17 protein-coding genes are annotated in these 21,728 nt (G+C 64.0%); 15 read left to right on the top strand and 2 right to left on the bottom strand.

The genetic code is table 11. The features are described 5' to 3' along the window. The first annotated feature begins 50 nt into the window (after nt 1-50). The 9 genes from yrfG (at nt 51) to urtE (ending at nt 13,461) form a co-directional block, all read left to right on the top strand. The gene (yrfG, locus tag K5Q02_RS02080) at nt 51-710 is read left to right on the top strand and encodes a GMP/IMP nucleotidase (protein WP_225835884.1); all 660 of its coding nucleotides are present in this window, start codon (nt 51-53) and stop codon (nt 708-710) included. A gap of 505 nt (nt 711-1,215) precedes the next feature. Further along, nucleotides 1,216-3,021, top strand: a complete 1,806-nt coding sequence (gene atzF, locus K5Q02_RS02085; RefSeq protein WP_225835887.1) for an allophanate hydrolase — start codon at nt 1,216-1,218, stop codon at nt 3,019-3,021. Nucleotides 3,022-3,229: 208 nt separating this feature from the next. Continuing rightward, nucleotides 3,230-6,859 (top strand): urea carboxylase, encoded by a 3,630-nt coding sequence (gene uca, locus K5Q02_RS02090; protein WP_225835889.1) that lies wholly within the window; start codon nt 3,230-3,232, stop codon nt 6,857-6,859. A gap of 1 nt (nt 6,860) precedes the next feature. Beyond that, nucleotides 6,861-7,583, top strand: coding sequence for a GntR family transcriptional regulator (locus K5Q02_RS02095; protein WP_225835891.1), 723 nt, complete (start codon nt 6,861-6,863; stop codon nt 7,581-7,583). A 61-nt stretch (nt 7,584-7,644) separates the two neighbouring features. Beyond that, nucleotides 7,645-8,910 carry an urea ABC transporter substrate-binding protein gene (gene urtA / locus K5Q02_RS02100; protein WP_225835893.1) on the top strand — a complete coding sequence of 422 codons (1,266 nt, stop codon included), beginning with the start codon at nt 7,645-7,647 and terminating at the stop codon, nt 8,908-8,910. A gap of 139 nt (nt 8,911-9,049) precedes the next feature. Beyond that, on the top strand, nt 9,050-10,621 hold the full coding sequence (gene urtB, locus K5Q02_RS02105; protein WP_225835895.1) for an urea ABC transporter permease subunit UrtB: 1,572 nt from the start codon (nt 9,050-9,052) through the stop codon (nt 10,619-10,621). A 109-nt stretch (nt 10,622-10,730) separates the two neighbouring features. Further along, entirely contained in the window at nt 10,731-11,819 is a 1,089-nt protein-coding gene (gene urtC, locus K5Q02_RS02110) for an urea ABC transporter permease subunit UrtC (RefSeq protein ID WP_225835896.1), read from the top strand. Next, complete coding sequence (gene urtD / locus K5Q02_RS02115; protein ID WP_225835898.1) at nt 11,816-12,655, top strand: urea ABC transporter ATP-binding protein UrtD; 840 nt, start codon at nt 11,816-11,818, stop codon at nt 12,653-12,655. Before urtC ends, urtD begins: the two co-directional genes overlap by 4 nt. A gap of 107 nt (nt 12,656-12,762) precedes the next feature. Beyond that, nucleotides 12,763-13,461 (top strand): urea ABC transporter ATP-binding subunit UrtE, encoded by a 699-nt coding sequence (urtE, locus tag K5Q02_RS02120; RefSeq protein ID WP_225835900.1) that lies wholly within the window; start codon nt 12,763-12,765, stop codon nt 13,459-13,461. A 173-nt stretch (nt 13,462-13,634) separates the two neighbouring features. Here urtE and K5Q02_RS02125 read toward each other — a convergent pair whose 3' ends face one another. Then, nucleotides 13,635-14,417, bottom strand: a complete 783-nt coding sequence (locus K5Q02_RS02125; protein WP_225835902.1) for an aldolase — start codon at nt 14,415-14,417, stop codon at nt 13,635-13,637. A 203-nt stretch (nt 14,418-14,620) separates the two neighbouring features. On the opposite strand from K5Q02_RS02125, the gene K5Q02_RS02130 reads away from it, so the two are divergent. Beyond that, on the top strand, nt 14,621-15,946 hold the full coding sequence (locus K5Q02_RS02130; RefSeq protein WP_225835904.1) for an aspartate aminotransferase family protein: 1,326 nt from the start codon (nt 14,621-14,623) through the stop codon (nt 15,944-15,946). Nucleotides 15,947-16,126: 180 nt separating this feature from the next. Here the strand turns inward: K5Q02_RS02130 and pdxR are convergent, their stop codons facing one another. Continuing rightward, nucleotides 16,127-17,614 (bottom strand): MocR-like pyridoxine biosynthesis transcription factor PdxR, encoded by a 1,488-nt coding sequence (gene pdxR / locus K5Q02_RS02135; protein WP_225839933.1) that lies wholly within the window; start codon nt 17,612-17,614, stop codon nt 16,127-16,129. A 191-nt stretch (nt 17,615-17,805) separates the two neighbouring features. Here pdxR and K5Q02_RS02140 point away from each other — a divergent pair, with 191 nt between their 5' ends. The 5 genes from K5Q02_RS02140 (at nt 17,806) to K5Q02_RS02160 (ending at nt 21,697) form a co-directional block, all read left to right on the top strand. Further along, a complete protein-coding gene (locus tag K5Q02_RS02140; protein WP_225835906.1) occupies nt 17,806-18,711 on the top strand; it encodes a transporter substrate-binding domain-containing protein in 906 nt (301 codons plus the stop codon). A 94-nt stretch (nt 18,712-18,805) separates the two neighbouring features. Further along, nucleotides 18,806-19,447: an amino acid ABC transporter permease gene (locus K5Q02_RS02145; protein ID WP_225835907.1), complete on the top strand. Its 642-nt coding sequence runs from the start codon at nt 18,806-18,808 to the stop codon at nt 19,445-19,447. A gap of 12 nt (nt 19,448-19,459) precedes the next feature. Further along, the gene (locus tag K5Q02_RS02150) at nt 19,460-20,122 is read left to right on the top strand and encodes an amino acid ABC transporter permease (RefSeq protein WP_225835909.1); all 663 of its coding nucleotides are present in this window, start codon (nt 19,460-19,462) and stop codon (nt 20,120-20,122) included. After that, nucleotides 20,115-20,876 carry an amino acid ABC transporter ATP-binding protein gene (locus K5Q02_RS02155; protein ID WP_225835911.1) on the top strand — a complete coding sequence of 254 codons (762 nt, stop codon included), beginning with the start codon at nt 20,115-20,117 and terminating at the stop codon, nt 20,874-20,876. The genes K5Q02_RS02150 and K5Q02_RS02155 overlap by 8 nt, the downstream gene beginning before the upstream one ends. Before the next feature lie 59 nt (nt 20,877-20,935). Further along, nucleotides 20,936-21,697 carry an SDR family NAD(P)-dependent oxidoreductase gene (locus K5Q02_RS02160; protein ID WP_225835913.1) on the top strand — a complete coding sequence of 254 codons (762 nt, stop codon included), beginning with the start codon at nt 20,936-20,938 and terminating at the stop codon, nt 21,695-21,697. Nucleotides 21,698-21,728 lie beyond the last annotated feature (31 nt).

Raw genomic sequence — 21,728 nt, forward strand, 5'->3', positions numbered from 1 at the left:
GACTAGCAGGCCCCGTCCACCGCATTTCCATCTCAGAGAGCCGCCTTGCCATGAACCTGCCCTGGCCCGAAATCGACACCGTATTGCTGGACATGGACGGCACTCTGCTCGACCTGCACTTCGATAACCACTTCTGGCTCGAGCACCTGCCACAGCGCTACGCCGAGCACCACGGCGTCAGCCGTGCCCTGGCCGATGCTGAACTGCAGCCGCTGTTTACGAAGCACGCTGGCCAACTGAACTGGTATTGCACGGACTTCTGGAGCCGCGAGCTGAACCTGTCGATCCGTGACCTCAAGCGCGAGGTCGCCGACCTAATCGCCCTGCGCCCGGACGCCGACACATTCCTCGCCGCCATCCGCCAGGCCGGCAAGCAGGTGGTGATGATCACCAACGCCCACCGCGACTCGCTGTCCCTGAAGCTGGAGCGCATCGAACTGGCGCCCTACTTCGACCGCCTGATCAGTTCTCACGACTACGGCTTCCCCAAGGAAGACGCGCAGTTCTGGTTCGCGCTGCAGCAAGACCTGTCGTTCGACCCGGCGCGCAGCCTGTTCATCGACGATAACGTACCGATCCTGCGCAGCGCCCAACGCTTCGGCGTGAAGCACCTGCTGGCGGTCTATGAGCCGGATAGCCGCAAGGGCGTGAAGGACACCGAAGAGTTCGAGGCCGTGCGGGATTATCGGGCGCTGTTGAGCGGGCTGTAGGTAGCAAGAGCGGCTGGTGAGTGGCGGGAGCGGACATAGAGCGCTGCTGCTTTTGTGGGAGCGGCTTTAGCCGCGAGCTCTTTGTTTGCCTTGATTAAAAGCTCGTGGCTAAAGCCCCTCCTACAAGTTACGCGAACGTCCGCTTCTGCCTTGATGATGGCTCCCACGCTCCAGCGTGGGAGCCCAATCCAGGGCGCTCTGCGCTCGCCAGGCCTCGACATCGGACGCAGAGCGTCCCTGCAGGCATTCCCACGCGGAGCGTGAGGAACGATCAGATCGAACCCCGCAGCAGATGACCGCTTTCGCCTGACGCCTGCCCTTATCCCATCTCACACCACGCCGGTCGTCTGCGCACCAAAAGGCTTCAGCGCGGCTCCGCTACGGTGCAGGAATAGTCCTAAAAAACCTCCTAATAAAATAAAACTCATAAAAATCATCTAGTTAAAAACTGGCATCGCTCTTGCTCTAGCAATTCCAACTTGGATACAAGATGGAATCTCAGAGTATGTCCAACGCCTCCTTCGCTTTTACCCTCGCCGACTGGCAACAGGCTTACCGCGATGCCGCGCAACCAGCCGAGCTGCTGCACACCCTGCTCGCGCAACTGAGCCGTGACGACAACGCCTGGATCTGCCTGGCCAGCACGACCCAGCTCGACGCCCAGTTGAGTAATCTGCAGGCCCTGCTCGACAAGGCCGAAGGCCAGCAGGACAAGCTGCCGCTGTACGGCGTGCCGTTCGCCATCAAGGACAACATCAACGCAGCCGGCTGGCAGACCACTGCTGCCTGCCCCGAATTCGCCTACCAGGCCGAGGCTGATGCCACGGTGGTCGAGCGCCTGCGCGCCGCCGGGGCCATCTTGATCGGCAAGACCAATCTCGATCAGTTCGCGACCGGTCTGGTCGGCACCCGCTCGCCCCACGGCGCGGTCGCCAACAGCTTCAATCCGCAGTACGTCAGCGGTGGCTCCAGCTCCGGCTCGGCCAGCGTGGTCGCGCGCGGCCTGGTGCCGTTCTCCCTGGGTACCGATACGGCCGGCTCGGGCCGTGTGCCAGCGGGCTTCAACAATATCGTCGGGCTCAAGCCGACCAAGGGCTGGCTACCGAACACCGGCCTGGTACCGGCTTGCCGTACGGTGGATTGCATCTCGGTGTTCGCCCTCACGGTCGGCGACGCCGAAACCGTCGCGCGCCTCGCTGGCGGTTACGACGCCGACGACGGCTACTCGCGCAGCAACCCCAACAGCGCACCGGTCGGCATGAAGTCCGCACCGACCTTTGCCGTGCCCGACAGCCTGGAGTTCTTTGGCGATACCCAGACCCAGACCGTGTTCGAGCAGGCGCTGGAGAAACTGCGCGCCCTGGGCGTCACCCTGCAACCCATCGACTTCAGCCCCTTCCGTGAGCTCGCCGAACAGCTGTATTACGGCCCCTGGGTCGCCGAGCGCACCGTCGCCGTGGAGGGCGTGGCGCCGGAGCATCTCGACCCGGTGGTACGCGGTATCGTCGACAGCGGCCACCAATACAGCGCCTGCGACGCCTACAAGGCCGAGTACCTGCGTGCCGAGCTGAGCCGCAAGATCAACGACGCGCTGGCAGGTTTCGACGCGCTGGTAGTGCCGACTTCGCCGACCATTCGCAGCCTCGACGAAATGCGTCAGGAGCCGGTGCTGTTCAACAGCCAGTTCGGCACCTACACCAACTTCACCAACCTCGCCGACCTCTCTGCCCTGGCCGTACCCGCCGGCCTGCGCGACGACGGCCTGCCCGCGGGCATAACCCTGCTCGCCCCCGCCTGGCACGACCTGGCCCTGGCGGCCTTCGGCAAACGCTGGCAGGCCAGCCTGGAGCTGCCGCTCGGCGCCACCGGTCGCGCGCTGCCGCCACAAACGCTGTCCACAGCGGTGCCGGCCGGCAGCGTGCGAGTCGCCGTGGTGGGCGCGCACCTGACCGGCATGCCGCTGAATTTCCAGCTGACCACCCGCAACGCGGTGCTGGTCGAGCAGACCCTGACCTCGCCGGACTATCGCCTCTACGCCCTGGCCGGCACCGTGCCGCCCAAACCGGGCCTGGCGCGTAGCAGCGATGGTACGTCGATCATCGTCGAGCTGTGGGACATCCCTCTGGCGCGCTTCGGCGAATTCGTCGCCGAAATCCCCGCACCGCTGGGTATCGGCAACCTGACCCTGGCGGACGGGCGCAGCGTGAAGGGTTTCATCTGCGAGCCCTGGGCGCTGAGTGATGCACGAGACATCACCAGTTTCGGTGGCTGGCGCGCCTTTATTGCCAGCCAGCAAGCAGCCAAGAACTGAAACCGTAGGGTGGATGGCCGAAGCCATCCACCAACGAACAGCTGGTGGAAAACGCTTCGCGGTTTTCCACCCTACGTTGAGGACACGAACATGTTCCAGACCGTACTGATCGCCAACCGTAGTGACCAGCTGCGCAGCAGCGCAGCGACGAAGTCAAATTGCAGGACGGGCGTAGCCCGTCATGGCGATCTCGCCACGGAGAACCGCCATGTTTGAAACAGTCTTGATCGCCAACCGTGGCGAGATCGCCGTCCGCGCCATCCGCACCCTCAAGCATCTCGGCGTGAAGAGCGTGGCGGTGTACTCCGACGCCGACCGCAACGCCCAGCATGTACGTGATGCAGACGTGGCCGTAGCCCTGGGCGGCGACAAGGCCGCCGACAGCTACCTGCGTATCGACAAGATTCTCGCCGCCGCGAAGGAGACCGGCGCCCAGGCGATCTATCCCGGTTATGGCTTCCTCTCGGAGAGCGCCGAATTCGCCGAGGCCTGCGAAAACGCGGGCATCGCCTTCGTTGGCCCGACGCCGACGCAGATCCGCGAGTTCGGCCTCAAGCACCGGGCTCGCGAGCTGGCCGCCGAAGCGCAGGTGCCGATGGCGCCCGGCACCGGCCTGCTGCAAAGCCTTGAAGAGGCCCTGGCTGCCGCCGAGGGCATCGGCTACCCGGTGATGCTCAAGACCACTGCTGGCGGTGGCGGTATCGGCCTGACCCGCTGCGCCGACGCCGTGGCCCTGGCCAGCGCCTATGACGGTGTCAAACGCATGGGCGAGCAGTTCTTCAGTGATTCGGGGGTATTTCTCGAACGCTTCGTCGACCAGGCACGCCATGTCGAAGTGCAGATATTCGGTGATGGCAAAGGCCGCGTGGCAGCCCTGGGTGAACGCGATTGCTCGCTGCAACGGCGCAACCAGAAGGTGGTCGAGGAAACCCCTGCACCGAACCTGCCACAAGCCACCCGCGAGCGCCTGCATGCCGCTGCTGTCGAGTTGGGCGAGTCGGTGAGCTACCGCAGTGCCGGCACCGTGGAGTTCATCTACGACGCCGCTCGCGACGACTTCTACTTTCTCGAAGTGAACACCCGCCTGCAGGTCGAGCACCCGGTGACCGAGATGGTCACCGGCCTGGATCTCATCGAGTGCATGCTGCGCGTGGCCGCAGGCGACGAGCTGGACTGGGTCGCCCTGAGCCGCGCCCCGCAGGGCGCCGCCATCGAAGTGCGCATCTACGCCGAAGACCCGCTGAAGAACTTCCAGCCCAGCCCGGGCGTGCTGACCGACGTGCACTTCCCGGACGACGTCCGTGTCGACGGCTGGGTCAGTACCGGCAGCGAAGTCTCGGCCTTCTACGACCCGATGATCGCCAAGCTGATCGTCCACGCCGCCACGCGTGAAGAGGCCATCGCCAAGCTGAGCAAAGCGCTGGGCGAAACCCGCCTGCACGGTATCGCCAGCAACCTCGATTACTTGCGTCAGGTGGTTGCCGAGCCACGCTTTCACGACGCGCAGATCTGGACTCGCCTGCTCGACACCTTCAGCTACGCGGCGCAGGTGGTCGAAGTGCTGGAACCCGGCACTTACAGCAGCGTGCAGGATTTCCCCGGTCGTCTCGGCTACTGGGACATCGGCGTGCCGCCGTCCGGGCCGATGGATGATTACGCCTTCCGTCTGGCCAACCGCATCGTCGGTAACCACGAGAGCGCCGCCGGGCTGGAATTCACCCTGCAGGGCCCGAGCCTGCGCTTCCACAGCGATGCGCTAGTCGCCCTCGCCGGTGCTGACTGCCCTGCCGAGCTGGACGGTGAAAGCGTGCCCTACTGGGCGCCAATCGCCATCAAGGCCGGCCAGGTGCTCAAACTCGGCCGCGCAACCAGCGGCTGCCGCACCTATCTGGCAGTGCGTGGCGGCTTCGATGTGCCCGTGTACCTGGGCAGCCGCTCGACCTTCGCCCTCGGCCAGTTCGGCGGCCATGCCGGGCGTACCCTGCGCACCGCCGACATGCTGGCCATCTCCCAGGATTTGCCCGCCTGCACCACGCCGGCGCCGGTCAGCGAGCCCCAGGCGCTGGATGCCAGCCTGGTTCCCGAGTACGGCGCGACCTGGAACATCGGTGTGCTCTATGGCCCCCACGGCGCACCGGATTTCTTCACTGCCGAGGCGATCGAGCAGTTCTTCGCCGCCGACTGGCAGGTGCACTACAACTCCAACCGCCTGGGCGTGCGCCTGAGCGGGCCGAAGCCAAGCTGGACACGCGCCGACGGCGGCGAAGCCGGCCTGCATCCGTCCAACGTGCATGACTGCGAATACGCCATCGGCGCCATCAACTTCACCGGCGACTTCCCGGTGATCCTTACCAAGGACGGCCCGAGCCTGGGCGGTTTCGTCTGCCCGGTAACCATCGCCAAGGCCGAGCTGTGGAAGGTCGGCCAGGTCAAGCCAGGCGACACCCTGCGCTTTCATCCCATCAGCTTCGAGCAAGCTCAAGCACTGGAACAGGCGCAATTGGGTAGCCTGCAAAGCCTAAGCGCGGTCAATGCCGTAGAGTTGCCGGCGCCCAGCCTGCAGCCAGGCGACACCGTGTCGGCCACCGTGCTGGCTGAGCTGCCGGCCGATGGCAGCCGCCCGCGCGCGGTCTACCGCCAGGCTGGCGATGCCTACATCCTGCTCGAATACGGCGACAACGTGCTCGACCTGGCGCTGCGTCTGCGCGTGCACCTGCTGATGGAGGCGCTCAAGGCGACTCCGCTCACCGGTCTGGAAGAGCTGGCGCCGGGTGTGCGTTCGCTGCAGCTGCGTTACGACAGCCGCGTACTGCATCAGCAGGCGCTGCTCGATCACCTGCTGCGCCTCGAGCGCGAGCTGGGCGACGTGGCGAATCTCAAGGTGCCGACCCGCATCGTCCACCTGCCGATGGCCTTCGAAGACAGCGCCACCCTCGCTGCCGTCACCCGCTACAGCGAGACCGTGCGCAGCCAGGCGCCGTGGCTGCCAAATAATGTCGATTTCATCCAGCGCGCCAATGGCCTGGCCACCCGCGAGCAAGTGCGCGACATCCTCTTCGCGGCCAGCTACCTGATCCTCGGCCTCGGCGACGTCTACCTCGACGCGCCCTGTGCCGTGCCACTCGACCCGCGCCACCGCCTGCTCAGCTCCAAGTACAACCCGGCACGCACCTACACCGCCGAAGGCACCGTGGGTATCGGCGGCATGTACATGTGCATCTACGGTATGGATTCGCCCGGCGGCTACCAGCTGGTCGGCCGTACCTTGCCGATCTGGAACAAGTTCGTGAAGAACGCCCAGTTCGAGGGCGGCCAGCCGTGGCTGCTGCACTTCTTCGATCAGGTGCGTTTCTACCCGGTCAGCGAAGCCGAGCTCGACGAATTCCGCGACGCCTTCCGTGAAGGCCGCGCGCAAATAAAGATCGAGCAGAGCACCTTCGATTTCGCCGAATACCAGCGCTTCCTGGCGGACAACGCCAGCAGCATCGCCAGCTTCCAGCAGCTGCAAAAGCAAGCCTTCGACGCCGAAGTGCAGCTGTGGCGCGACGACGACGACGCCGACAGCCACGCCGCGCCAGTTGCCAGCAGCGAGGAGGACGAAGCCGTCGATGGTCAGGCCGTCAGCGCCGACATGTGCGGCAGCGTCTGGAAGGTGCTGGTCGAGCCGGGCCAGTACGTCGAAGCCGGAACGCCGTTGCTGGTGGTCGAGGCGATGAAGATGGAGCTGGCCGTGCTCGCGCCAGTAGCGGGAACGGTCAAGGCCGTGCGCTGCCAGCCGGGCAAGGCGGTCACCCCGGGCGACGTGCTGCTGATCCTCGACCCGAGCGAGGCGGCCTGACATGCAACTGGTCGACCCGATCAAGCGCGGCAAGGAACGCCCGGAGAACCTCGCCGAGCGTATCTACGGGCAGCTCAAGGACGACATTTCCGAGTTCCGCCTGCTGCCGGGCGACCGTTTCAGCGAAGGTGAAGTGGCCGAGCGCATGGCCGCCAGCCGCACACCAGTGCGCCAGGCGCTCTATCGCCTGGAGCGCGAGGGTTATCTGGAGGTGTATTTCCGTAGCGGCTGGCAGGTCAAGCCGTTCGACTTCCACCATTTCGAGGAGCTCTACGACGTGCGCATCGTGCTCGAACTGGCGGCGGTTCGGCGCCTGTGCGATCGCCCGGCGAGTGAAACGCCTGAGCAATTGGAAAAACTGCGCCTCATCTGGACGGCACCGCCCGAGCAACGCCCACCAGAAGGCCGCGAAGTGTCGCTGCTCGACGAAAGCTTCCACTGCCAGTTGGTGGAGGCCACCGGCAACCGCGAGATGGCTCGCCTGCACCGCGAAATCAGCGAAAAGATTCGTATCGTCCGTCGTCTGGACTTCACCAAAACGCCTCGGGTGGAAGCCACCTACGAAGAGCACGCACGCATCCTCGGCGCGATCCTGTCGCGTCGTTGCGAAGAAGCACAGCTGTTGCTGAAGACCCACATAGAGGTCAGCAAGGCGGAAGTGCGCAAGATCACCCTGCACATGCTGCACAACGCCCGCGAGCGGGCCGTACAGGCGCAGGGCTGATGTGGTGTCCCTTGATCCACTGCCAACAACATAAAACTCGTCAGTCAATGGAGATCGTCCTATGCAACGTCGCAGCCTGATCAAGGCCTTCACCCTTTCCGCATCCATCGTCGCCATGGGCCTGAGCTGGAGCATCCACGCCGCCGAGACCATCAAGGTCGGCGTCCTGCACTCGCTGTCCGGCACCATGGCCATTTCGGAAACATCGCTCAAAGACATGGCGCTGATGACCATCGACGAGATCAACGCCAAGGGCGGTGTACTCGGCAAGCAGCTCGAAGCGGTGGTGGTCGACCCGGCCTCCAACTGGCCGCTGTTCGCCGAGCGTGGCCGTCAGTTGCTGACCCAGGACAAGGTCGCGGTGACCTTCGGCTGCTGGACGTCGGTGTCGCGTAAATCGGTACTGCCGGTCTACGAAGAACTCAACGGCCTGTTGTTCTACCCCGTGCAGTACGAAGGCGAAGAAATGTCGCCGAACGTGTTCTACACCGGCGCCGCGCCGAACCAGCAGGCGATCCCGGCGGTGGAATACCTGCTCAGCGAAGACGGCGGCGCTGCCAAGCGTTTCTTCCTGCTCGGCACCGACTACGTCTACCCGCGCACCACCAACAAGATTCTGCGCGCCTTCCTGCACAGCAAGGGCGTTCAGGACAAGGACATCGAAGAGGTCTACACGCCGTTCGGCCACAGCGATTACCAAACCATCGTCGCCAACATCAAGAAGTTCTCCGCCGGCGGCAAGACCGCGGTGGTCTCCACCGTCAACGGCGACTCCAACGTGCCGTTCTACAAGGAACTGGCCAACCAGGGCATCGAAGCCACCGACGTGCCGGTGGTGGCCTTCTCGGTAGGCGAAGAAGAGCTGCGCGGTATCGACACCAAGCCGCTGGTCGGTCACCTGGCCGCCTGGAACTACTTCCAGTCCGTGGAGAACCCGGTCAACGAGAAATTCGTCGCCGACTGGAAAGCCTACGCCAAGGCCAAGAAGCTGCCGAACGCCGACACCGTGGTCACCAACGACCCGATGGAAGCCACCTACGTGGGCATCCACATGTGGGCCCAGGCCGTCGAGAAAGCCGGTACCACCGACGTCGACAAGGTGCGTGCCGCCATGGCCGGCCAGGAGTTCGCCGCACCGAGCGGTTTCACCCTGAAGATGGACGAGAAGAATCACCACCTGCACAAGCCGGTGATGATCGGCGAAGTCCAGGACGACGGTCAGTTCTCAGTCGTCTGGGAAACCGACGGCCCGGTTCGCGCCCAGCCCTGGAGCCCGTACATCGAAGGCAACGACAAGAAAGGCGACACCCCGGTGAAGTCGAACTGATCCACGGGCTCGCCCGGCTCCTCCTGTAGGAGCCGGCTTGCCGGCGATCAATCTTGAAGCGCGTAGTGCCCTGACGATCAATCGCCGACAAGAGCTGGGCGCCCCCCGGCTCCTACAAATTGCCATCTAGGACATCCCCATGCCTTACGCCTTTGTCCGACTATTTCTCAGCCTGCTGCTCCTGCTGCCGTTCGCCGCTCAGGCGGGCGAGGCCGACGACTTCGTCGCCGCCAGCCCGGCACAGCAGGCAAAGTTGCTGGAAAGTTGGGCCGCCATGCCCGACCTGGCGCGCCAACCGCTGCTCGACGCCCTGCAACAGGGCCGTGTAGCTGCGGATAGCGAAAAGACCGCGTTCATCGAAACCGACGACGGCTACCAGGCTGCCGAAGGTGAAGCTTCCCCTGTGGATAACCCGCGCAAATTGCGCCTGAACAACCGCCTGCGTGGCCTGATCGCCAACGCCCAGGCCAGCCATCAGCTGCTTGCCGAAGAACCGGCACAGCGCCTGAGTGCTGCAGTGCAGCTACAAAAGAGCGCCCAGCCGGCGCAACTGCCGCTGCTCGCCCAGACCCTGGAGAAGGAAGACGACGATATCGTTCGCGATGCCCTGACCCTGGCTCTTGCCAACCTGCAACTGGTCGACGCCAACCCTGCGGTGCGCCTCGCTGCCGTGCGCCTGCTCGGTGAAACCGGCGAGCCGCTGGCGCGTACCCGCCTGGAAAATCTGCTGGAGCCCGGCGTGGAAAGCGACGCAGGAGTGCGCACCGCTGCGGAAACCAGCCTGGCTCAGGTCAAGCGCAAGCTGCTGATCGGCGAGCTGCTCGGCCAGGCGTTCAGCGGCATGAGCCTGGGATCGATCCTGTTGCTCGCCGCTCTTGGCCTGGCCATCACCTTCGGCCTGCTCGGGGTGATCAACATGGCCCACGGCGAGATGCTGATGCTCGGCGCCTATTCCACCTACATGGTGCAGATCCTGTTCCAGCGCTACGCCCCCGAGGCCCTGGCGCTGTACCCACTGGTGGCACTGCCGGTGGCCTTCTGCGTGACCGCCGTCATCGGCATGGCGCTGGAGCGCACGGTGATTCGTCACCTCTACGGCCGGCCACTGGAAACCCTGCTCGCCACCTGGGGCATCAGTCTGATCCTGATCCAACTGGTGCGCGTGCTGTTCGGTGCGCAGAACGTCGAGGTGGCCAACCCCTACTGGCTGTCCGGCGGCATCCAGGTGCTGCCCAACCTGGTGCTGCCGTACAACCGCATCGTGATCATCGGCTTCGCCCTGGCCGTGGTGGTGCTGACCTGGTTGCTGCTGAACAAGACCCGCCTGGGGCTCAACGTGCGCGCCGTCACCCAGAACCGCAACATGGCCGCCTGCTGCGGCGTGCCTACCGGCCGTGTCGACATGATGGCCTTCGGGCTCGGCTCGGGTATCGCCGGCCTTGGCGGCGTGGCCCTCAGCCAGATCGGCAACGTCGGCCCGGATCTTGGCCAGAGCTACATCATCGATTCCTTCCTGGTGGTGGTACTCGGCGGCGTCGGCCAACTGGCCGGTAGCGTCATGGCGGCCTTCGGCCTGGGCATCGCCAACAAGATCCTGGAACCACAGATCGGCGCCGTGCTCGGCAAGATCCTCATCCTCGCGCTGATCATTCTGTTCATTCAGAAACGTCCGCAAGGCTTGTTCGCCTTGAAAGGGAGGGTGATCGATTGAGCACCATGACCTTCTGCACCGTGGGAGCTGGCCATGCCAGCGACTGTATCCCCACCATCGTTCGCGCGCATGGCGCGCTCCCACAGGTCGGCTTACAGGGGGTTCACCGATGAACGCAGCCAACCAAACGTTGCTGGCTCGAGCCAGTGCAAGACTCGGCCCGCAGGTCTCTCTCTTCATCGGCCTGCTGGTGCTCGTCGTGCTGCTCGCCATGCCGCTGCTGCACCTGCTGCCCGGTGATCATGCGCTGCACGTGTCGGCTTACACGTTGACCCTGGTCGGCAAGATCCTCTGCTACTGCGTCGTCGCCCTGGCGCTCGATCTGGTCTGGGGCTACGCCGGCCTGCTGTCCCTCGGTCATGGCCTGTTCTTCGCCCTCGGCGGCTATGCCATGGGCATGTACCTGATGCGCGAAGCCGCTGGCGACGGCCTGCCGGCGTTCATGAGCTTCCTCGCCTGGACCGAGCTGCCCTGGTATTGGTACGGCACCGACAACTTCCTCTGGGCCATGTGCCTGGTGGTGCTGGCGCCTGGATTGCTGGCCTTGGTGTTCGGTTTCTTCGCCTTTCGTTCGCGGATCAAGGGCGTGTATTTCTCGATCATGACCCAGGCACTGACCTTCGCCGGCATGCTGCTGTTCTTCCGCAACGAGACCGGCTTCGGCGGCAACAACGGCTTCACCAACTTCCGCAGCATCCTCGGCTTCGAGATCACCGCCGCGAACACGCGCGCCACGCTGTTCTTTCTAACCGTCGTGTTGCTGGTCAGCAGCCTGTACCTGGGCTGGCGCCTGGCGCGCAGCAAGTTCGGCCGGGTGCTGACCGCCCTGCGCGACGCCGAGAACCGGCTGATGTTCTGCGGCTACGATCCGCGCGGCTACAAGCTGTTCATCTGGGTGCTGAGCGCCGTGCTCTGCGGCCTGGCCGGTGCGCTGTACGTGCCTCAGGTCGGCATCATCAACCCTAGCGAAATGGCCCCGACCCAATCCATCGAAGCCGCCGTGTGGGTGGCGCTCGGCGGGCGCGGCACGCTGATCGGCCCGCTGCTCGGTGCCGGTCTGGTCAATGGCATGAAGAGCTGGTTCACCGTGGCCTTCCCCGAGTATTGGCTGTTCGCCCTCGGCGCGCTGTTCATCGTGGTCACCCTGTTTCTGCCCAAGGGCGTAATCGGTCTTATCAAGCGAGGGGACAAGTCATGAGAGCTGCACCGATTCCCGAGATGATGATCGACCCGGCCGGCAGCGGCCGTGATGCCATCGGCCTGGGTCAGAGTGCGGGCAGTGGCCTGAACACGCGCCATGGCACCATCCTGACGCTGGAGGACATCAACGTTTCCTTCGACGGCTTCAAGGCACTGACCGACCTGACGCTGTACATCGGCGTCGGCGAGCTGCGCTGCATCATCGGTCCCAACGGCGCCGGCAAGACCACCCTGATGGACGTGATCACCGGCAAGACCCGGCCCAACAGCGGCGTCGCCTACTTCGGCGAGACCTTCGACCTGACCCAGATGAGCGAAGTGCAGATCGCCCAGGCCGGGATCGGTCGCAAGTTCCAGAAGCCAACGGTATTCGAAGCGCTGAGCGTGTTCGAAAACCTCGAACTGGCGCAGAAGACCGACAAGTCCGTGTGGGCCAGCCTGCGCGCCCGGCTCAACGGCGAGCAGCGCGACCGCATCGACGAGGTACTCGCCACCATCCGTCTCGACGCCTCGCGCCAGCGCCCGGCAGGCTTGCTGTCTCACGGCCAGAAGCAGTTCCTCGAGATCGGCATGTTGCTGGTGCAGGACCCGCAGTTGCTGCTGCTCGATGAGCCAGTAGCCGGCATGACCGACGCGGAAACCGAATTCACCGCCGAGCTGTTCAAGTCCCTGGCACGCAAGCATTCGCTGATGGTGGTCGAGCACGACATGGGCTTCGTCGGCACCATCGCCGACCACGTCACCGTGCTGCACCAGGGCCGCGTGCTCGCCGAAGGCTCGCTGGACGCCGTGCAGGCCAACGAACGGGTGATCGAGGTTTATCTGGGCCGCTAACGCCAACCGTGGGAGGGGCTTTAGCCCCGAGCTCTCAAAGATCAAAAGCGTTGCGGCTAAAGCGATCACCGCCCAGCCCCTCCCACAAAATGAAAAAGGGCATCGACATGCTGCAAGTCCAACAACTACACCAGTACTACGGCGGCAGCCATATCCTGCGTGGCCTGTCGTTCGAGGCCAAGGTGGGGGAAGTCACCTGCCTGCTCGGCCGCAACGGCGTGGGCAAGACCACCCTGCTCAAATGCCTGATGGGCCTGCTGCCGGCCAAGCAGGGCCAGGTCAGTTGGGAAGGCAAGCCGATCACCGGCTTCAAGCCGCACCAGCGGGTGCACGCCGGCATCGCCTACGTGCCACAGGGCCGCGAAATCTTCGGCCGCCTGACGGTCGAGGAAAACCTGCTGATGGGGCTGTCGCGCTTTCCCGGCAGCCAGGCAAAGGAGGTTCCGGCCTTCATCTACGAGCTGTTCCCGGTGCTGCTGGAAATGAAACACCGCCGCGGCGGCGACCTGTCCGGCGGCCAGCAGCAACAGCTTGCCATCGGCCGCGCCCTGGCCAGCCAGCCACGTTTGCTGATCCTCGACGAACCCACGGAAGGCATCCAGCCTTCGGTGATCAAGGAAATTGGCGTGGTGATCAAGAAGCTCGCCGCCCGTGGCGACATGGCCATCCTGCTGGTCGAGCAGTTCTACGACTTCGCCGCCGAACTGGCCGATCAGTACCTGGTGATGAGCCGCGGCGAAATCGTCCAGCAGGGCCGTGGCGAAACCATGGAGAAGGATGGCGTGCGCGGGTTGGTGGCGATCTAGCCTGCGCCGTCATGGCGGCGTAGTGGCGGAAGCTGCCGGTCGCGATCTCGTGGGAGGGGCCGGGCGGCGATCCGCTTTAGCCGCGAGCTCTTTGCTCTTCAATAGAGCTCGCGGCTAAAGCCCCTCCTACAAAAAGAAAGCTCTGCATACACCGACCGCTTCTACCGGCGGATTCACTCGGCGAAATCCGGCTCCTGCCGGGCGATCTGGCGCTTCACGCTTTCCAGGTGCAGCCGTGCACTCTCGGCATTGCCTTCGAGCATGATCCGGCAGGCCTTGCGCGCCAGCTCATGGGGCACGGCTTTCAGGGGCCGGCCGCTGGCCATGGCCTTGAGCTGTACTTCGGCGGCACGTTCCAGGTAGTAGAGGTCGTCCCAGGCTTCGGCGATGGAGCCACCGAGCACCAGCGGGCCATGGTTCTTGAGCATCACGACATCCGCCTCACCCACGGCACCGGCGATGCGTTCGCCCTCGGCGTTACTCAGTGCCAGGCCGTTGTAACGCTCGTCCACGCGCATGCGGTCATAGAACTTCAAGGCCGTCTGCCCCGCCCAGATGAACGGATCGCCTTCGAGCATGCACAGCGCCGTGGCGTTGGGCATATGGGTGTGGAACGCCGCCTTGGCGCGCGGATGCAGACGATGCAACTGCGCGTGGATGAAGAACGCGGTGGCTTCCGGCGTGCCCTCACCAGCCACCACACGGCCATGGAAATCGCAGATCAACAGCGACGAGGCGGTCACCTCGGCGAACGCCAGCCCATAGGGATTGACCAGAAACAGGTCGTCGTGGCCAGGCACCACAAAGGAAAAGTGATTGCAGATCCCCTCGCCCATACCGAGTCGAGCGGCCATGCGAAAGCAGGCAGCCAGGTCGATACGCGCCTGACGGATCGCCGGGCTGTCGACCAGGCGCGGATCGAGTGGCGTGGCGTTGACCTCGAATGCATGTGCCATGGGTACTGATCCTCCAAGTGTGCAGATGACTGCACCCTAGCAAGCTGCCCCCATCGCGCCAGGGACAGATAGAGACAGTCGACGGGCCAGATAGCTGACCCGTCGACTCCAGGCATCTGGCCCTACGGCGGGCCGCGTCTTTATTTCTATGGTGAGCCTGTCGCCAGCAACTCAGCAGGCGCTCTTCACGTCACGAGGTCGCCATGAGCAGCCCAACGCAGATCAGCAACGACTATGTCCATGCACTGGATCGCCAGTACGTTTTCCATTCCTGGTCGACCCAGGGCGCGCTAAACCCGCTGGTGATCGCCGGGGGCGCTGGTTGCACGCTGTGGGACTACGACGGCCGCGAGTACCTGGACTTCAGCAGCCAGTTGGTCAACACCAATATCGGCCACCAGCACCCCAAGGTGATTGCCGCGATCAAGGCCCAGGCCGACCAGTTGGTGACCATCGCCCCGGCCACCGCCAACCTGATGCGTGGCGAGGCGGCCAAACGCATTCTGTCCCACGCGCCGGCCAACTTCAGCAAGGTGTTCTTCACCAATGCCGGTGCCGACGCCAACGAAAACGCCATGCGCATGGCGCGTACCTATACGGGCCGCGACAAGATTCTCTCGGCCTACCGCTCCTACCACGGCAGCACCGGCTCGGCGATCGTCGCCACCGGCGATCCGCGCCGGGTGCCCAATGAATTCGCCCGTGGCCATGTGCATTTCTTCAACCCGTACCTGTACCGCAGCGAATTCAATGCCACCAGCGAGGAAGAGGAATGTACCCGCGCGCTGCAGCACCTGCGCCGGGTAATCGAATGCGAAGGGCCGGCCTCGATCGCCGCGATTCTGCTGGAAACCATTCCCGGCACCGCCGGCATCCTGGTGCCACCGAAAGGCTACATGCAGGGAGTACGCGCCCTGGCCGACGAGTTCGGCATTCTGGTGATTCTCGACGAAGTGATGGCCGGCTTCGGCCGCACCGGCAGTTGGCTGGCACTGGACAATTTCGACGTGGTGCCGGATCTGATCACCTTCGCCAAGGGCGTCAATTCCGGCTATGTACCGGCCGGTGGGGTGATGATTGCCCAGCCCATCGCCGAGTACTTCGACAGCCACTTCTTCCCCGGTGGCCTGACCTACTCCGGTCACCCGCTGGCCATGGCGGCCATCGTCGCCACCCTCGACACCATGGCCGAGGAAGGCATGGTCGACAATGCCCGGCAGATCGGCCAGGAACTGCTTGACCCGGGCCTCAAGGCGCTCGCTGGCAAATACCCGTTGATCGGGGAAGCGCGCGGCATCGGCCTGTTCCAGGCGCTGGAGTTCGTCGCCGACCCGCTGAAGAAAACGCCACTGGCCGCGCCGATCATGGCGCAGATGAAAGCCGCGCTGCTGGAGCGTGGGTTGCTGGCCTTCGTGGTGGAGAACCGCATTCACGTGGTGCCGCCGTGCATGGTCAACGCGGCCCAGGTGCAGCAGGCGCTGGCGATCTTCGACGAGGTGATCGGCGAGTTCAGCGCCAGGTACCTGTGACAGACGCGAACCGGATGAGCCGGGCGGCGCAGGTTACCGGCGCCGGGAACACATCCTGTAGGGTGGGTTAGCGGCGCTGGGCTCTGTACGCTCAGTCGACACGGTGATGGAGCGCCGCGTAACCCACCGAGCGATATCCGTGGCGGTGCAGATCGTGGGTTATCACAGATTGCAGCGGCATCACTGCCCCTGCAGCACCTCATTGAGAAGACGGATACCCGGTTCGATCAGCGGCACGTCGATGGCGTGAAAGCCCATGCGGAAGTAGCGCTGCGGCGGATCTTCGTTGAAGAAAAACTGCGCCCCCGGCTCGATCAGCACACTCTGTTGAGCCGCCGCCCAGGCCAGCCGCTGGCTGTCGATGCCGGCTGGTGCACTGAGCCAGAAGGCGCCAGCGCCAGCACTGCTCACATGTCGACAACCCTCCAGAACGCTATCCAGCGCGCCATGCAGCGCTTCACGACGGCGACCGTGCTCCTCGCGAAAACGCCGCAGGTGCGCATCGTAATGCCCTTGGGCGAGGAACTGAGCGAGCATGCGCTGATTGTTCAGTGGCGGGTGGCGGTACATCAAGCGGCGCAAGGCCCGCAGCTCCTCGACCAGTTCCGCGTCGGCGACCAGGTAACCCAGCCGCAATCCCGGTGAAAAGGCTTTGGACAGGCTGCTCATGTACACCACCCGACCACTGCTGTCGCTGGCCTTTAGGGCTGGCTGGGGATGGCTGTCGAGATTCAGTTCGGCGTCGTAGTCGTCCTCGATGAGGATCTGGTCGTGCTGACGGATCTGTTGCAGCAATTGGCTGCGCCGCGCTGCACTCATGCTCACCCCGGTGGGCACCTGATGCCCGGGCGTGACATAGAGGTATTCACAGCTGTTGAGGCGCTCGTCGACGCGCATGCCCTGCTCGTCGACATCCTGCAGATGGATATCCGCGCCCTGCAGGTCGAACACGTTCCAGGCATCACCGAACCCTGGGTTCTCCAGCGCCACACGGGTGCCCTTGCTCATCAGCAGGGTGGCCAGCAGATACAGGGCATTTTGCGACCCGAGGGTGATGAGGATTTCATCGGCGCCGGCCCAGATGCCGCGCTTGGGCAACACCCGGGTACGCAACTGCTCGATCAGCATGGCGTCGTCCTGGTCATGGCTGTCGCGCAGCCACTCCGGGTTGCGTTCGTTGCGCATGCTGTTGCGTGACACCTCGCGCCAGCGCTCCAGGGGAAACAGGTCGGCAATCGGCTGGCCGTAGATGAAGGGATAAGTGAAACGCTGCCAGTTACTGGGGCGCAGCACGCCGTGCCTCATACTCGGCTGGATCTTGAACCTGCCGCTCCATCCTGGTGCACCAACGGCCTGAGGATTGGCGTCGCTATGGGCCGGCGCCAGGCGCGCCAGGGCGCCTTCACGTTGGCTACCGCAGTAATCCGGGTGCAGGTAATAGCCGCTGCGCGGACGGCTGACCAGGTAGCCATTGTCGAGCAGGCTCTCGTAGACCAGCGCCACGGTATTGCGGGACACCGACAGCTGCTGGGACAGGCGCCGGCAGGACGGCAAGGGCTCGTCCTGGGGAAAACCGCCGGCAAGAATGGCGGACACCAGCGACTCGCGCAGTTGCTCCTGCAGCCCACGCTGCTGGTCGAAATTCAGGTGGTAGAAGTGGTCGATCATGGTCACTGCCGCTCCACGTGCTGTACCCACCACAAAGCAATTAGTGAGCCATGGCCCGCGCTCCAGGCTGGCCAGGCGAATGCGCCGAACTGCACCTATTGCCCGACGCTTTGCGCTCTCTATGGTGAAAAACAGCCACCTGGCACGCCCATCGCAAGCCAATCGATCTGTCGACCCCTGGAGCTCTGACCATGACCCATGCAGGCATCGCTACCGCAACGCCCATGAACGGATTCGCCCAGTTGCGCAAACTGGCACTCGCAGGTTTGGCCGGCTGTCTGCTGGCCGGTGCCACCAGCGCTCACGCCGATCTGGCCGACGTCGAAAAACGCGGTTATCTGAGCGTCGCCACCGAGGACGACTACGCGCCGTTCAACTACATCGTCGACGGCAAGCCCGAGGGTTTCCACAAGGAGCTGCTCGAAGACCTCAAAGCCTACGCCAAGGAAAAAGGCTTCGACGTGAAGCAGGAAATCCTGCCGTGGACGGGCCTACTCGCCTCGGTGTCTTCCGGGCAGTACGACATGGCCTTCACCGGCGCACTGGTCACCGACGACCGCCTGCGCGTGTTCAACTTCGCCCCGCCTTTCGCCTCGGCCCAGCACTTCTACGTCAAGCGTGCCGGCGATGACAGCCTCAGCGACATCGCCAGCCTGTGTGGCAAGACCGCTGGCCTGCAGGCCGGCAGCGCACTGCTCGCCCGTCTGCCGGAACTGAAGAAGATGATGGCCGATGCCGGCTGCGAAATCGGCGACGTGGTCGAGTATCAGTCCTACCCGGAAGCCTATGCCGATCTCGCCAACGGCCGCCTGGACTACGTGATCAACGCGCTGATCTCGGTCAACGACCTGGTCAAGACCCGCGGCGATACCTTCGCCAAGGGCATCGCCGTATCCGGTGACGGCTTCGCCGCCTGGCCGGTGCCGAAGAAGAGCCCTGTGCTGCTGAAGCTGATCACCGGCTTCATGGATCAGATCCGCGACAACGGCCGCCTGGCCGAGCTGCAGACCAAATGGTTCGGCGAGGCCTTCCCGACGATGCCCAAGGAGCCCATCACCGAAGTCGATCAGTTCCATACCCTGGCAGGCATGAAGTAACCCGACGCATCACGGCAGACAGCGAACAGGTGCGGGGATTTACCAGCCGCGCCTGACTCGCTCGCCTCACTCATTTCGTCCCTAAGGAGCTGCCATGAACGGACAAGCCTGGCTACTGCTGCTGGAGGGCGCCTGGACGACCCTGTGGATATCCGGCATCGCCATTGCCATCGGTGTGTTCTGCGGGCTCGGCATCACCCTGTTGCGCATGGCGCGCATCCCCTTTCTGGAACAGTTCCTGATTCTCTACACCAGCCTGGCACGCGCCACGCCGCTGGTGACCCTGGTGCTGTTCATCTTTCTCTCGGCGCCGATGTTCGGCATCAACCTCGACCGCAACACCGCCGCCATCCTCGCCCTGACGCTCAACACCACCGCCTTCAACGCGGAAATCTGGCGTTCGGCATTCATCAGTTTCTCCCGTGATCAGAAGGAAGCAGCCCTGGCCTGCGGCATGACCCAGGGCGTGTTCTTCCGTCGCATCATGCTGCCGCAGATGCTCACCAGCAGCCTGCCCGGCCTGGTCAACGAAATGTCCTTCCTGATCAAGGGCAGCCCAGCGATCGCCATCATCGGCATCGTCGACCTGACGCGAGTGACCAACCGTATCGCGGCCGTCACCTACGACCCGCTGCCGCCGATTCTCGCTGCCGCGCTGCTGTACATGCTGATCATCGGCGTGCTGCTCAAGCTACAGGCGATTGCCGAGAAGAAAGCCAACCGACTGGCCATGTAAGGACATTTCAGCATGACCGAATGGAGCATTATCTGGGACGCCCGCGAAGCCTTCTTCAACGGATTCCTCAACACCCTGGCGCTGTTCGCACTGTCCATCGTCTGCGCCTTCGTGCTCGGCTGCGCGATGCTTTACAGCCTGGAAGAACGCACGCCGCTGTCGATCGTGGTGCGCTGGCTGGTCAACGGCATGCGCATGTTGCCGTTCCTGATCCTTGCCTACCTGCTGTACTACGGCCTGCCGCGCCTGGGGTTGCGCCTGGACGCCTGGACGGCCGGGCTACTCGCCCTGATCGTCTACCACGGCGCCTACTTCACCGAGATCCTGCGCGGCAGCCGCCTGGTTCTGCCGGCGGGCTATGTCGAGGCAGCCAAGGCCCATGGTTTCACGCCCTTCAGGTTGTTCATGCGCATCATCCTGCCGCAACTGGTGATCAAGACCCGACCGTTGCTGGGTAACCAGTTGATCATCGCCCTCAAGGACACCGCCTTCCTGACCATCATCACCGTGCAGGAACTGACCGCCGCCGCCAACTCGGTACAGGCCACCTACTTCATTCCCACCGAAGCCTTCGTGGTGGTGATCGTTCTGTACTGGCTCATCAGCATCTGCCTGGAACTGGCGCTCAAATGGGCGGCGCGTTTCGGAGCGAAACGAGGATTCGAACATGGCTGACATCCCGGCGGTACGCATTCAAAACCTGTCCAAGAGCTTCTCCGACATCGAGGTGCTGCGCGACATCGAACTGACCGTGAACAAAGGCGAAGTGGTCAGCGTGCTGGGCTCTTCCGGCTCGGGCAAGTCGACCATGCTGCGCTGCATCAACTGGCTGGAAGAGCCGGATCGCGGCAGCATCTACATCGCCGGGCAACGCATCGGGATCAATGAAGAAGCCGGGCGCAAGATGACCAACCGCGAGCTGGCGGCCATCCGCGCCAAGACCGGCATGGTGTTCCAGGGCTTCAACCTGTGGCCCCATCTCAGCGTGCTGCAGAACGTCATGGAGGCGCCGGTGCAGGTCAAGGGCATGGCCAAGGAACAAGCCCACGCGATCGCCATAGAATTGCTGGAAAAAGTCGGCATGGGCGACAAGCGTGACAGTTATCCTTACACCCTCTCCGGCGGCCAGAAGCAGCGTGTGGCGATTGCCCGCGTATTGGCCATGAGCCCGGAGGTGATCCTGTTCGACGAGCCTACCTCGGCACTCGACCCCGAACGCGTCGGCGAAGTGCTGACGGTGATGAAGAACCTCTCCGCAGAGGGCTACACCATGATCGTGGTCACCCACGAAATGGAATTCGCCCGAGCGGTATCGGATCAGGTGGTGTTCCTGGAAAAAGGTAAGATCATCGAAAAATCCACCCCGGAAAAGTTCTTCAGCAACCCGGAGACCGAGCGGGTACGCAAGTTCCTCGAGCTCTCCGCCTGACGACGAGGCCGGCGCATGCAAGCGCCGGCTGTTACTGACACCCTGACAAGAGGCAGAACATGACCAAGGTAGTTTTCATCACTGGTGCAACCTCCGGCTTTGGCCGCGCCACCGCCCGCCGTTTCGCCGAAGCGGGTTGGGCGCTGGTACTCAGTGGCCGTCGCCAGGAACGCCTGGACGAGCTCAAGGCCGAGCTGGAAGGCAAGGTACCGGTACATATCGCCACCCTCGACGTGCGTGACGCCACCGCCGTACAGGCGCTGGTCGACGGCCTGCCTGCGCCGTTCGACAAGATCCGCGCGCTGATCAACAACGCCGGCCTGGCCCTGGCGCCGGAGGCTGCACAGAAGGTGGCCCTGCAAGACTGGCACACCATGATCGACACCAACATCACCGGCCTGGTCAACGTCACCCACGCCGTGCTGCCCAAACTGCTGGAAACCGGCAAGGGTGCCAGCATCGTCAACATCGGCTCGGTGGCCGGCGAGTGGCCGTACCCAGGCGGCCACGTGTATGGCGCCAGCAAGGCGTTCGTCAAACAGTTCAGCTTCAACCTGCGCTGCGACCTGGTGTCCACCGGCGTACGCGTGACCGACATCGCCCCGGGCATGGCAGAAACCGAGTTCACTCTGGTCCGCACCAAGGGCAACCAGGCCGCCTCCGACGCGCTGTACAGCACCACCACGCCGTTAAGCGCGGAAGACATCGCCGAGCAGATTTTCTACGTCGCCACCCTGCCCGACCATATCAACATCAACCGCCTGGAAATCATGCCCAGCCGTCAGGCCTGGGGCCCGTTCGCGGTCGACCGCGACAAGTAACCTGATCCGGGGCCAGCCGGCTGGCCCCACT

Source organism: Pseudomonas sp. MM211 (genome assembly GCF_020386635.1).
Classification (GTDB): Bacteria; Pseudomonadota; Gammaproteobacteria; order Pseudomonadales; family Pseudomonadaceae; genus Aquipseudomonas.

Excerpts from the sequence above, each read along its gene's own strand:
- K5Q02_RS02145 (WP_225835907.1), top strand. The coding sequence starts at position 18,806 with ATGAACGGACAAGCCTGGCTACTGCTGCTGGAGGGCGCCTGGACGACC.
- urtB (WP_225835895.1), top strand. The coding sequence starts at position 9,050 with ATGCCTTACGCCTTTGTCCGACTATTTCTCAGCCTGCTGCTCCTGCTG.
- K5Q02_RS02155 (WP_225835911.1), top strand. The coding sequence starts at position 20,115 with ATGGCTGACATCCCGGCGGTACGCATTCAAAACCTGTCCAAGAGCTTC.
- K5Q02_RS02150 (WP_225835909.1), top strand. The coding sequence starts at position 19,460 with ATGACCGAATGGAGCATTATCTGGGACGCCCGCGAAGCCTTCTTCAAC.
- K5Q02_RS02140 (WP_225835906.1), top strand. The coding sequence starts at position 17,806 with ATGACCCATGCAGGCATCGCTACCGCAACGCCCATGAACGGATTCGCC.
- pdxR (WP_225839933.1), bottom strand. The coding sequence starts at position 17,614 with ATGATCGACCACTTCTACCACCTGAATTTCGACCAGCAGCGTGGGCTG.
- atzF (WP_225835887.1), top strand. The coding sequence starts at position 1,216 with ATGTCCAACGCCTCCTTCGCTTTTACCCTCGCCGACTGGCAACAGGCT.
- urtD (WP_225835898.1), top strand. The coding sequence starts at position 11,816 with ATGAGAGCTGCACCGATTCCCGAGATGATGATCGACCCGGCCGGCAGC.
- urtE (WP_225835900.1), top strand. The coding sequence starts at position 12,763 with ATGCTGCAAGTCCAACAACTACACCAGTACTACGGCGGCAGCCATATC.
- K5Q02_RS02125 (WP_225835902.1), bottom strand. The coding sequence starts at position 14,417 with ATGGCACATGCATTCGAGGTCAACGCCACGCCACTCGATCCGCGCCTG.
- uca (WP_225835889.1), top strand. The coding sequence starts at position 3,230 with ATGTTTGAAACAGTCTTGATCGCCAACCGTGGCGAGATCGCCGTCCGC.
- urtC (WP_225835896.1), top strand. The coding sequence starts at position 10,731 with ATGAACGCAGCCAACCAAACGTTGCTGGCTCGAGCCAGTGCAAGACTC.
- K5Q02_RS02130 (WP_225835904.1), top strand. The coding sequence starts at position 14,621 with ATGAGCAGCCCAACGCAGATCAGCAACGACTATGTCCATGCACTGGAT.
- K5Q02_RS02160 (WP_225835913.1), top strand. The coding sequence starts at position 20,936 with ATGACCAAGGTAGTTTTCATCACTGGTGCAACCTCCGGCTTTGGCCGC.
- K5Q02_RS02095 (WP_225835891.1), top strand. The coding sequence starts at position 6,861 with ATGCAACTGGTCGACCCGATCAAGCGCGGCAAGGAACGCCCGGAGAAC.
- urtA (WP_225835893.1), top strand. The coding sequence starts at position 7,645 with ATGCAACGTCGCAGCCTGATCAAGGCCTTCACCCTTTCCGCATCCATC.
- yrfG (WP_225835884.1), top strand. The coding sequence starts at position 51 with ATGAACCTGCCCTGGCCCGAAATCGACACCGTATTGCTGGACATGGAC.